The sequence below is a fragment of the Kitasatospora sp. NPDC004723 genome, assembly GCF_040609255.1.
Taxonomy (GTDB): Bacteria; Actinomycetota; Actinomycetes; order Streptomycetales; family Streptomycetaceae; genus Kitasatospora.
This window is the reverse complement of the sequence record NZ_JBEXJT010000014.1, coordinates 24,865-36,941: the sequence shown is the minus strand read 5'-3', so window position 1 is coordinate 36,941 and position 12,077 is coordinate 24,865. Positions and strand designations below refer to the sequence as shown.

Annotated in this window: 8 protein-coding genes; 6 read left to right on the top strand and 2 right to left on the bottom strand. The window is 76.6% G+C overall.

Features of this window, described 5'->3' with window-relative positions; genetic code table 11:
- Positions 1-18: 18 nt before the first annotated feature.
- The 4 genes from ABZW10_RS16595 (at position 19) to ABZW10_RS16580 (ending at position 7,475) form a co-directional block, all read left to right on the top strand.
- The gene (locus tag ABZW10_RS16595; protein WP_355365351.1) at positions 19-1,533 is read left to right on the top strand and encodes a hypothetical protein; all 1,515 of its coding nucleotides are present in this window, start codon (positions 19-21) and stop codon (positions 1,531-1,533) included.
- Positions 1,534-1,620: 87 nt separating this feature from the next.
- Positions 1,621-4,998, top strand: a complete 3,378-nt coding sequence (locus tag ABZW10_RS16590; protein ID WP_355365348.1) for a right-handed parallel beta-helix repeat-containing protein — start codon at positions 1,621-1,623, stop codon at positions 4,996-4,998.
- Between the two features lie 83 nt (positions 4,999-5,081).
- On the top strand, positions 5,082-6,608 hold the full coding sequence (locus tag ABZW10_RS16585) for a S8 family serine peptidase (protein WP_355365646.1): 1,527 nt from the start codon (positions 5,082-5,084) through the stop codon (positions 6,606-6,608).
- A 252-nt stretch (positions 6,609-6,860) separates the two neighbouring features.
- Positions 6,861-7,475, top strand: a complete 615-nt coding sequence (locus tag ABZW10_RS16580) for a sigma-70 family RNA polymerase sigma factor (RefSeq protein ID WP_355365345.1) — start codon at positions 6,861-6,863, stop codon at positions 7,473-7,475.
- Between the two features lie 251 nt (positions 7,476-7,726).
- Here ABZW10_RS16580 and ABZW10_RS16575 read toward each other — a convergent pair whose 3' ends face one another.
- Both ABZW10_RS16575 and ABZW10_RS16570 read right to left on the bottom strand, forming a co-directional pair.
- Positions 7,727-8,170 carry a hypothetical protein gene (locus tag ABZW10_RS16575; RefSeq protein ID WP_355365342.1) on the bottom strand — a complete coding sequence of 148 codons (444 nt, stop codon included), beginning with the start codon at positions 8,168-8,170 and terminating at the stop codon, positions 7,727-7,729.
- Positions 8,171-8,448: 278 nt separating this feature from the next.
- Positions 8,449-10,059, bottom strand: coding sequence for a CehA/McbA family metallohydrolase (locus ABZW10_RS16570; RefSeq protein WP_355365339.1), 1,611 nt, complete (start codon positions 10,057-10,059; stop codon positions 8,449-8,451).
- Positions 10,060-10,251: 192 nt separating this feature from the next.
- On the opposite strand from ABZW10_RS16570, the gene ABZW10_RS16565 reads away from it, so the two are divergent.
- A complete protein-coding gene (locus ABZW10_RS16565; protein WP_355365336.1) occupies positions 10,252-11,229 on the top strand; it encodes a polysaccharide deacetylase family protein in 978 nt (325 codons plus the stop codon).
- A 163-nt stretch (positions 11,230-11,392) separates the two neighbouring features.
- On the top strand, positions 11,393-12,052 hold the full coding sequence (locus ABZW10_RS16560; protein WP_355365334.1) for a hypothetical protein: 660 nt from the start codon (positions 11,393-11,395) through the stop codon (positions 12,050-12,052).
- Positions 12,053-12,077: the final 25 nt, after the last annotated feature.

Sequence of the window (12,077 nt, the reverse complement as noted above, 5' to 3'; positions counted from 1 at the left end):
CGAGGCCGAGGAGCTGTGGTGAGCACGAGTACGGGCGGGAACAGGACTCGGGGTGGGGCGGCGGGTATCCAGCTGCCGTCGATGGACTGGGAGATGGAGGAGGGGCCGGCCGAGTCCGGTGGCCCGCAGGCCTCCGTCGCCGCCGCCTCCGGAACCGGGACCGGGACGGCGGAGGCCCCGACCGAGCAGGTCGCCGTGCCGGAGTACGGACCGGTGACCCCGGCGGACCCGGGCTCCGCCGCCGCGCCCGACCCCGGCTACGGGCCGGGTGCCGAACCCGGGGGCCTGGAACCGCTGTCCGGGGAGGCCGACTACCCCGAGGCCGTCGAGCCCGTCGAGCCGTCCGGCCGCCGGCGGTTCAAGCGGCCCGCACTGGTCGCGGCGGCCACGGCCGGCGTGGTGCTGATGGGCCTGCCGTTCCTGCTCACCGACGGCCCCGACCGCACCGAGGACAAGAAGGGCGACGGCCGCGGGGTGAACCAGGCGGACCACCAGCTCGTCGACGGTCCGGAGATCGGCGAACTCCCGGTGCCGCCCGCGCCCACCGACCCGCCGGTGACCGGAGCCCCGACCCCGGCGCCCACCGACCCGGCCGCGACGGGGGAGAACCCGGCCACCGCCGCCACCCCGCCGGCGAACACGACGGGCACCGTCCCCGGCCTCGCCCCGGGCGGCGGCACGGCCGGAGTCCCGGTGAACCCGGGCGCCCAGCCGGGCGGCGGGACGGCCCCGGCGGGCAAGTCGCCCGCGAACGGGACGACGCAGCAGCCGAACGGGGGCGGCAAGCCGGTGCAGCAGCCCGCCGCCGGTCAGCAGCCCGCGCCGCAGCAGCCCGCTCCGAACCAGCCCGCGCCGCAGCAGCCGGCCCCCCAGCAGCCGCAGCAGCCCGCGCCGCAGCAGCCGGCGCCCCAGCAACCCGCCCCGCAGCAGCCGGCGCCCCAGCAGCCCGCCCCCCAGCCCTCGGCCCCGCAGCAGCCGGCCCCGCCGCCCGCCGCCGCGAAGGCGACCTACAGCGCCATCGGCGGCTCCAACTGCGGCACCTCCTCCGTCGCCTACGCCCAGCACGGCTGGTGGGAGCAGGGCACCACCGGCTGGGTCACCAACTCCGCCGGTGGGTACAGCGGTTCGGGCTGCAACGGCAAGTACGTGTCGATGCCGATGTCCGGCTCGGCGACCAAGGACGACGGCAGCAACGCGGTGGTCTGGACGTTCTCCACCGCCCCGGTCGCGACGGGTACCTGCAGGATCTCCGTCTACGTCCCGAACAACTCCGACCTCAAGGCGGTCGGCGGCGCTCCCGCCTACTACACCGTCCAGAACAGCTCCACGCCGAACAGCGGCACCATCGGCGATTTCTCGGTCAACCAGACTGCCAGCCGGGGGAGTTGGGTGACCGCCGACAAGACCTTCGCGGTCACCGGCGGCAAGATCTCCGTGATGCTGCACTCGCGCGGCCTCGACTGGGCGGGCACCGCCACGGACAAGGCGCACCTCGCGGCCTCCGCCGTCCGCGCCGACTGCACCGCCTCCTGACGCGCCTCCGCCTCCGCTCCACCCCTGCCCCGCCCCGTCCGTGCCCGTCCCCCGACGACCGATGAAGACCCCCAGGAGAGGAAGGCCATGTCGCGCCATGTGCTGACGGTGTGCCCGGAGCAGCGGGGCGGCCCGTACCGCACGATCGGCGACGCACTCGCGGCGGCCCGCAGCGGGGCGGTGATCTCCGTCCGCCCCGGCCGCTACGAGGAGAACCTGGTCATCACCAAGATGGTCACCATCACCGCCGAGGAGCCGCGCGGCAGCGTCCGGATCACCGCCCGGCGCGGCTGCGTCGTCCAGGTGGTGGCCGAGGCCGTCCAGCTCACCGGCCTGGTCGTGCAGGGCCAGGACGAGGAACTGCCCGCCGTCGACGTGCCGCGCGGGCAGGCCGCGCTCTCCGACTGCGAGGTGGTCGGCAGCTCCTGGACGGCCGTCCTCACCCGCCAGCAGGGCTCGCTCGCCATGCGCGACTGCCGGGTCACCAACCCGGCCGGCGCCGGCATCGTCGAGACCTCCACCGGCACCAGCGTGATCGAGGACTGCGTGATCGAGCACCTCGGCAGCTCGGCCGTGGTGGTCGGGGAGCGGGCCAACCCGCTGCTGCGCAACTGCGTGCTGCGCGACGCCCGGGGCAACGGCGTGTGCGCCAACGGCGAGGCCCGCGGCACCTTCGAGGACTGCGAGATCTCGGTCACCGACAAGCCCGCCGTCGCGCTGGAGGAACGGTCCACCACCCGGCTGCTGCGCACCGCCGTCCGCGACACCACCATCGGCGTCTACATCAGCTCCGCCGCGCGGGTCGTGCTGGAGGACTGCACGGTCAGCGCCACCACCGGGCACGGCATCGCGCTGGCCGGCGGCACCGACCCCGAGCTGCTGCGCTGCACCACCGCCCGCACGGCCGGCCACGGCATCCACATCACCGGCCGCTCGCGCGGGAAGTTCGAGCAGTGCGAGGTGTCCGGCGCCGAGGGCACCGGCATCTGGGTCGGGGAGTCCGCCGGACCGGTGTTCACCCGCACCGTCGTCCGGGACTGCGGTGCGGCCGGCGTCGAACTCGCGGAGGAGAGCGCCGCCGACATCGACCGGCTGGAGGTCCGGGACGTCACCGGCCCCGGCCTGTCGATCGGCGGCGGCGCCAACCCGAGGGTGCGGCACCTGACCGTCACCGGCGCGGGCGCCGACGGCGTCGAGGCGCTGCGCGACGGCCGGGGCCGGCTGGAGGGCGTCGAGGTGGTGGACGCCGGACGCGCCGGGGTGCGGATCGCCGACGGCGCGGACACCTTCCTCGGCGCGGCCGTGGTGCGCGGCGCCAAGGGCACCGGGGTGCTGGTCGGCAAGGTGGGGCGGGCCGCGCTGCGCGACTGCGAGGTCATCGGCTCCGGGGAGGACGGCCTCGCGGTCGACGACGGCGGCGAGCTGACCTGCACCCGGGTCCGGACCCACGGCAACCGCCGGCACGGCGTGCGGATCGGCGCCGGCGGCCGGGCCGTCCTGGCCCAGGTCGACGCGGTCGAGAACATCGGCGACGGCGTGCGCCTCGACTCCACCGACGCGGTCCGGCTCACCGGCTGCACCCTGGCCCGCAACCGCGGCTCCGGCCTGCGGCAGACGGCGCCCAACGAACGGCTCGCCGTCGAGCAGCTGACCAGCGAGGAGAACGGTCTGCCCGACGCGCACGGCACCGCCACCGCCGCCACCGGCAACGGCACCGGGCGCACCGACGGTCCGCCCGCCCCCGCCGGGGACGCCGGGCCCGGCGCCGGACCCGGCGCGGAAGCCGCCCGCCCGCCCGTTCCGGCGGCGCCGCCCGGCCCGCTGGAGGTGCTGGAGTCGCTGGTCGGCCTGGCCGGCGTCAAGGAGCAGGTGGCCACCCTGGTCAACCTCAACAAGCTGGCCCGCCGCCGCGAACTGGCCGGCATGCCGGCCCTCCCGATGGGCCGCCACCTGGTCTTCGCCGGCCCGCCCGGCACCGGCAAGACCACCGTCGCCCGGCTCTACGGCGCCATCCTCGCCGAGCTGGGCGTGCTGCGCAGCGGGCACCTGACCGAGGTGGCCCGGGCCGACCTGGTCTCCTCGATCATCGGCGGCACGGCCATCAAGACCACCGAGGTGTTCCAGCAGGCGCTCGGCGGCGTGCTGTTCATCGACGAGGCGTACACCCTCTCGGCCGGGTCCGGCTCCGGTTCCGGCCCGGACTTCGGCCGCGAGGCGATCGACACCCTGGTCAAGCTGATGGAGGACCACCGCGACGACATCGTGGTGATCGTGGCCGGCTACTCCGCCGAGATCGGCGACTTCCTGGCCTCCAACCCCGGCCTCGCCTCCCGGTTCAGCCGGACCGTCGAGTTCGCCAACTACGAGGTCGACGAGCTGGTCACCATCGTCGAACGCGCCGCCGGCGGGCACGGCTACGAACTGGCCGAGGGCACCGGCGCGGCGCTCACCGTGCTCTTCGAACGGATGCCGCGCGGCGAGGACTTCGGCAACGGCCGGTCGGCCCGCAAGGTCTTCGAGGAGATGGTCGACCGGCAGGCCACCCGGCTCGCCGAGCAGGCCGAGATCAGCGACGAGGACCTCGCGCTGCTCGTCCCCGAGGACGTCGGCGTGGAGCTCGAACCGCCCGTCAAGGAGGCCGACGGCACCGAACCGCTCGCCGAGCTGCGGGCACTGGTCGGCCTGCCCGCCGCCAAGGCCCAGGTCGAGGACCTGGTCAACCTGATCCGCCAGGTCCGCCGCCGCGAGGAGGCCGGGCTGCCGACCGCCACCATCAGCCACCACCTGGTCTTCGCCGGCCCGCCCGGCACCGGCAAGACGACGGTCGCCCGGCTCTACGGGCGGCTGCTCGCCGAACTGGGCGTGCTGCCCGGCGGCCAGCTCGTCGAGACCGCCCGCGCCGACCTGGTCGGCCGCTACGTCGGCCACACCGCCCAGCTCACCAAGGAGGCGTTCGACCGGGCCCGCGGCGGCGTGCTGTTCATCGACGAGGCGTACACCCTGACACCCCGGCACGGGGGCGGCGGCGACTTCGGCCAGGAGGCCGTGGACACCCTGATGAAGCTGATGGAGGACCACCGCGACGAGGTGGTGGTGATCGTCGCCGGCTACGACGACGAGATGCGGCACTTCCTGTCCTCCAACCCCGGCCTCGCCTCCCGGTTCTCCCGCCAGATCGACTTCGGCCACTACGCCGACGCCGAGCTGGTCACCATCGTCCGCAACCACGCCGAGTCCGCCGGGTACACGTGCGCCCCGGAGACCCTGGCCACCCTGGAGCACCTGTTCGCCGCCGTCCCGCGCGACCGCACCTTCGGCAACGGCCGCTTCGCCCGGCAGACCCTGGAAGGCATGATCACCCGCCAGGCCGGCCGTCTCAGCCGCCTGGACGTCGCGGACCTGTCGGAGCTGAGCCTCCTGCTGCCCGAGGACATCGCCCTGGACCGCCCCGGCAGCCCCACGTGACCACCACCCGCACCCGCCCCGGCGCCGCCGCGGCGGCAGCCGGCCTCGCGGCCCTGACCGCCCTTGCCCCGGCCGTGGGGCGCATGGCCGTGCCCGCGCCCTCGGCGGCGGCCGTGCGGGTTGCCGGTGGCGCGCCCGTGTTCTCGGCGTCCGCCGGGCCGGTCGTGCCGGAGCCCTCGGCGTCGTCCGTGCGGTCGGCCGACGGGACGGCCCCGCCCGCGCCGTCCACGGCCGCCGGGCCAGTGGCTGACGGGGCGCGTTCTTCTGCTGTGGCGGGACGGGTTCGGCCGGTGGCGGCCGGGCTCGTCTCCTCGGCGCGGTCCCTGCCGGCCGCCGCCGACGGGTCGGTCGTTTCCGCCGCAGCGGGTCCCTCGGTGGCTTCGGGGCCGGTGCGGGCGGTGGGGTCGCCGGCGCCGGCCGGCGGGGCGGCGGAGATTCCCGCGATGGGGCAGACCCTGTCCGATGTGCGGCAGAACGGGTGCCGGAAGCCGTCGGGGCGGGTGGCGGAGCGGGCGGGGTGGGCACAGGCGTATCTGCGGCCGGAGGCGGTGTGGCCGTCGAGCCGGGGGGAGGGGGTGACGGTGGCGGTGATCGGGTCCGGGGTGGAGGCCTCGGCCGGGGCCGGGACCGGGGCGCTGGCCGGGCGGCTGACGCTCGGGCCGCGCCTGCACGGCGAGGGCGACGCGGGCCGGGACTGCGTCGGACACGGCACCTTCCTGGCGAGCCTGATCGCCGGCCGCCGGACGGCCGACGGCGGTCCGGCGGGCATCGCGCCCGGGGCGAAGGTGCTGTCCGTGGCCGTCACCGACGACGCCGGGAGCACCAATGCCGACCTGCTCGCCCGCGGCATCCGCGCGGCGGCGGACGGCGGTGCGCGGATCGCGGTGGTCGCGGCGCCGATCGCGGAGGCGGCGCCGGCGCTGGCCGAGGCGGTCGGCTACGCCACCGCCAAGGGCATGCTGCTGGTCGCGCCGGCGGGCCCGGACGGCCAGTCGGTGGCGGCCCCGGTGTATCCGGCCGGGTATCCGGGCGTGCTCGCGGTGGCCGCGCTGGGAGCCGACGGTGCCCCGGCGGACCGTTCGGCGTCCGCCGCCCCCGAGGCCCCGTCGTCCGGCGCCGCCGGCGGGCGGGCCTCGCGGGTGGACCTGGTGGCCCCCGGCGAGGGGCTGGTGGCCGCGGGACCGGGCGGCGGCTCGTTCATCGCCTCGGGACCGAGCTACGCCGCCGCGCTGGTGGCCGGGTCGGCGGCGCTGGTGCTCGGCCGGTCGCCGTCGCTGACCGTGGACCAGTTGGCCGAGCGGCTGCGGACCACCGCCTACCGGCCCGGTACGGAGTTGCCCGATCAGACCGTCGGCTGGGGCACGGTGGACCCGGTGACGGCGGTGGCCGCCGGAGGTCCGTCCGGGGCCGGGCCGGCCGGTGCCGGCACACCGCCGTCCCCCGAGCCGGTCGTCGTTCCGCCGCCGGCGGACCCCTCGGCCCGGCGGCTGGCGTCGGCGCTGGCCGGGGTGAGCCTGGGCGGTGCGGCGCTGGTGGGACTGGCCGCGGCCGCGGTGCGCGCCGGGCGGAACCGCGCCGGCCGGGACCGGGACGGCCGCCGCCCGGAGTGACGGCCCCCCGCGGCGGCTCGCCGACGCCCGCGAGCGCCCGTCGGCGCCCCCGAACGCGCCCCCAACGTCACGCCAACGTCGTCGGCGGCCCCGCGTTGGCCCGCCGTTGGCGGCGGCTGCAAGCGTGGCAGCGCCCGGGAGAGCGGCTCGCCCGCCGTGGCCCGCCCCCGCGCCGAGACAGCGATCGCCCCAGGTCCCGCAGCACGACCGGGGTGCCGACGAATGACGAATGTCGTAAGGGGCTCAACAGCCGTGGCCATCGACGCTACCGCCCACGCCGGGACGACCACCGAGGACGCCCGGGGGCCCGTCGCCCCGGCGGCCACCCGGCCCGACCGGTCCGCCCGGCCCACCCTGGACCAGGACACCCTCGCCGAGCTGTACCGGCTGCACGGCGGCTACCTGCTGCGCGCGATGCTCCGGGTGACCAGCGGCGACCGCGGCAAGGCCGAGGACATCGTCCAGGAGACCCTGCTGCGCGCCTGGCAGAACCCGGCGGCCATGCACCGGGGTCCCGAGCACAGCCGCCCGTGGCTGTTCACGGTGGCGCGTCGGATCGCCATCGACCACTACCGGATGCAGACCGCCCGCGCCCAGGAGGTCGCCGACGAGGCCCCGGAGGACCACGCCGGTACCCACGACCCGTACGACGAGGTGCTGGTCGCCCAGGACGTGGCGGCGGCGATGGCCGAGCTCCAGCCCCACCACCGGGACGTCCTGGTCGAGTTGCACATGAACGGCCGGTCGATGGTGGAGGCGGCCCGGGTGCTGCGGGTGCCGGTCGGCACGGTCAAGTCCCGCAACTTCTACGCCGTCCGCGCCCTGCGGCCGATCCTGGAGGCCCACGGCATGGCCGGCGCCGGGTGACGGCCCGCCCGCGAGGGCGCCCCGAGAGCGCGGAAGCGGAACGGCGTGAACCGTTCCCGCCCCGCCACCCGTAGTCCAGGGTGGCGGCACCGCCACCGGCGCTCGTCCCCCGGGCGAGCGCCGGGCCAACGGCCGCCCGGGTCTCCGCCCTTGTGGGAGCGGCGGACACCGGGGCGACCGGCCGCAGCGGCGGCCCGCCGGTCACCCCCGGACCGGCGGGCCGCCTTTCGCGTTCCGCGTTCGACGCCGGGTCACCACCCCAGCAGGTAGGCCCCCCGCCGCAGTCCGGCCAGCACCGTGTCGGCCGTGGCCTCGGCGTCGTCGCCGCCCGCGCCGTCCGCCTCCGCGACCGCGCCCCCGGCGACCGCGCCCCCGTTGAGCACCACGTAGTGCAGCGCCGCCCCCGTCGCCCGGCTCTCCCGGCGGAAGGCGTCCAGCGCCGTCGGCGCGACCGAGCCCTCCACCACCACCTGGTAGCCGCCCGAGGCGAACGCGAACGCGGCCTGCGCGGTGGCCGCCAGCGCGGTCACGTTCTGCCGCCGCGCCTCCGGGCGGTCCGCCTCCACGTAGCCCTGCCGGACCGCCCGCCGGAAGTCCTCCGCGCGCAGGTGGACGCTCGGGAAGAGCGCGTCCGCGACCAGCGGGGCGACCGCGCCGCTCCCGGCACCGGCGGCCGGGTCGGAGAGGACGACCACACTGCCCGCCCCCCGTCCGCCCCCGAGCTCCGGCCCACCTACGGTCGTACGGTTCACAGCTGCTGATCCCTTCACGGGCCGGGGACGGACGGGGGGCCGGGGCGGGACGGCCGGAGCGCGCGGGCAAATCCGGCCATACGACGGACAGCCGACCGTCTCGTCATATCGACTGACTGCTGTCGGAGATCAACCTAGTCCACCGCACACCCCGGAGTCCTCCCCTCCCCGGACCTCCCGCCGTCCCCTCGCCGTCCCCCCGCTTCCCGGCCGCCTCCCCGCTACCTCCGGGTCCGCAGCACGATCGGATTGGTCAGCGCCGCCATCGGCCCCCACGGCAGGTCCGGGCCCATGGAGTTGCCCCGGCCCGGGGTCCCGTCCGCCTTCGGGTGCCGCACCTCGGCCCGGACGAACGCGGCGAGCGAGGCCGTGGTCCGCCACACCACCGTGCCCGCGCCGTCGGCCGGCAGCGACTCCTGGTGCAGCTGGCCCTCGTCGGTCAGGAACCGCACCGTGCCGTTCGGCACCCCGGAGACGGCGAGCCGCACATCCACCGGCGCGTCCGCCGGAACGGCCAGCTCCTCGCCGATCCCGGCCTGCCGGCCGTTGCCGGTCGCGGTGAAGTCCAGCTGGACCGCCGCCGATTCGGCGAGCCAGCTGCGGCCGGCGCGCAGGCCCGCCAGCACGGCGTCCCGGTTCAGGTCCTCCGCGAGGACCACGGTGTGCGGCGAGCCGATCACCTGCGGGACACTGTGCGCGTCGCTGTTGCCGATCGCCGGCAGCCAGGACCGCCCGTCGCGCAGCGCCACCGCCAGCTGGGCGTCCCAGGTGTCCACGGCCGACTCGTCGTCGTACGTCCACGGGCCGTTCCACACCTCGACGGCGTCCGCGTCCTCGTACCCGAACTTCCACTGGCAGGCGACGTACGGGCAGTACGGGTGGGCCGGCACCACCAGGCCGCCCTGCCGCCGCACCTGGCGGGCGAACCGGGGGAAGGCCTCGTCGCGCGAGCGGTAGCGCCAGTCGACGAACTGGCCCGGCTGCAGGCCCAGCGCCAGCCAGTGGCCGTTGCGGGTGGTCACCTCCTCGCCGAGCACGATCAGCAGGTCCGGTCCGGCCAGCGGGCCCCACACGCCGTGCGAGGAGGTGGTGTTGTGGTCGGTCGACACGATGAAGTCCAGCTTCGCCTCGCGCGCGCCGGCGGCCACCTCGGCGGGCTGGCGGCGCCCGTCGGAGTGCACCGTGTGCAGGTGGCAGTCGCCCCGGTACCAGGCCCGCCCGCGTCCCCGGGCGCGCTCCGGCGGGTAGGCGGGGGTGAATTCGCCCCCGGGCGCGCCGAACCGCAGCGTCACGTCCACCCGGTACTCCAGGCCCTGCGGCGCCACCTGGTACGGCCCCAGCACGACGTGCCAGCGGCCCGGACGGACCGGGCCGGGCAGGTAGCCGGGGGTGGCCTGCTCCCGGCTCACCGCGAACTCGGTGCGGAAGCCGCCGGACCAGCCGCGGAAGCCGCGCCCGCCGAGCTCGGTGCCGCGCTCGTCGAAGAGACCGATGTCGCAGGAGTTGCCCGGGGTGCCGGGCGGGACGGTCGGCTTGTCGTACCGGTAGGAGACGGCGATCTCGCGGACGCCGCCGGGGACGTCGAAGGGGAGGTGGACGAAGTCGGGCGCGCCGGTCGGCAGCTTGCCGGTCAGGGTGATCGTCCGCTCGGTGCCCGCCGCGCTGCCGGCCGCCGCGCCGCCGCCCGCCGCGCCGTTGGCGGTCTCGCCGTCGGCCGCCCGGGCGACGCCCGCGGTCGCGGTGGCCGCCGCCACCGCCCCGAGCGCGCCCGCCGCCAGTAGTCCGCGTCGGGCCGGCCGCGCCTTGCCGTCCTCGTGCATGTCCTCAGCCATCGGAAGCCTCCGCTCTCGCCGGGATGTCAGCGGAGTCTCGTACCCTCCCCGGTGAACCCCGGGTGAGCCGGGCCCCACGGTCGTGCGGCAGCCCCGTGAAGGCCGCGTCGGCTTGCACGGGCGGGCGCGGAGGCCCTGAATGGAGGGGCGTGGATCGGTGATCTCTGACGGACGGACAGGTTCGGAGCTTTCATGGCACTCAGTCGGCGGACCCTCCTGGCGGCCGCGGCCGGCACCGCGCTGGCCGGTTGCGCGCCCACTCCGGGCGCGCCGCCGACCCGGTCGCCGACCACCCGGCCGCCGACAGCGTCGCCGCCGTCCTCGGCCCCGCCCTTGCTCCCGTCCTCGCCCGCGCCCTCCGCGTCGGAGCCGCCGTCCGCGGCCCCTTCCCCGACCCCTTCTCCCTCCGCCGAGGCGTCCTCCGCAGCGGCTTCCCCGCCGGCCTCCGCGCCCGCCACCACCCTGCCCACCCGGGCGGCCGTCACCGCCCGCTACGCCGACGCCGCGCCCACCACCTGGGGCCTGGACGTCCCCGGTGTGCTCACCACCCTCCCCGGCGCCGCCCGCGCCGTCGCCCTCACCTTCGACGCCTGCGGCGGCTCGGGCGGCTCGGGCTACGACGCCGCTCTGATCGACACCCTCCGCGCCCACGCCGTCCCCGCCACCCTCTTCCTCAACGCCCGCTGGATCGACGCCAACCCCGAGGTCTTCGAGAACCTCGCCGCCGACCCCCTCTTCGAGATCGCCAACCACGGCACCGCCCACCGCCCCCTCTCCGTCACCGGCCGTTCCGCGTACGGCATCGCCGGTACCCGCGACCCCGGCGAGGTCTACGACGAGGTCGCCGGCAACCTCGCCAAGCTCACCGCCCTCCTCGGCCGCCCGCCCCGCTTCTTCCGCTCGGGCACCGCCCACTACGACGACGTCGCCACCCGCATCGCCGCCGACCTCGGCCAGCGGATCGCCGGATTCAGCACCAACGCCGACGGCGGCGCCACCCTCCCCGCCGCCCAGGTCCAGCAGGAGCTGGCCGACGCCGAGCCGGGCGGCATCGTCATCGCCCACATGAACCGGCCCGCCTCCGGCACCGCCCGCGGCGTCGCCGCCGCCCTCCCCGCCCTCCTGGCCGCCGGACGCACCTTCACCCGCCTCTCCGACGCCTTCCGGTAGGCGGACGTTCCGTTTGAAGGAACGAACCACCCAACAAATCTGGGATACCGGCGCCCCCGCCGTCTCGGTGAGGATGCGTGACGCAACCCCCGCGCAACCCCCGCGCACGTCCGCCCGGGCGCGCCCGCGCCCGGCCCGGTTCACGACCGACGGAGGAGTACGGATGACCCCCGCCCACAGCCCGCGCCGCCGCCGCACCGCCGCGACCGCGGCCGCCGCCATGACGGCCCTGGCCCTGCTGGAACTCGGAGGCGTCGGGGCCGCCACCGCCCACGCCGACACCCGCTCGCTGCGGTCGAGCTGCAACCCCGCCGTGGACGCCCCCTGGGTGGATGTGATCCACACCCAGGTCGACCCGGTCGTCACCGACTACCTCACGATGGTCGTCGTCGGCGCGGGATCCGGGACGCGCACCGACGCCCTGCCCCGGGTGGCCTCGGTGACCACCTCCGTCGACGGCAACCCGACCATCACCGCCGCGGAGAGCGAGATCCTCCTCAAGGCCGAGGCCTGGGTCGGCTTCCCGGTCCAGAAGACCACCTCGTCCACCGGCGGCTCCACCCTCACCACCACGTGGAGCTACAACCAGCCCGACCGCTACGGCCTCTACCGGGGGACCCGCAAGGTCCTGGGCGAGTACGTCAAGTACGTCTGCGTCCGGACGGGCCCCGACACCGGCGAGTGGGTCAGCGCCGTCCCGGGCAGCGGTACCACGGGGACGTTCATCACCTACGGGTCCGTGGAGAACGGCATCGTCCGCTGCGCCCAGACCGAGGCCGCCGGAACGCTGCGCCGCGCCGCCCAGGTCCGGCTCGGCTGCTGACCCGCCGGTCCCGGGTCCGGCCGCC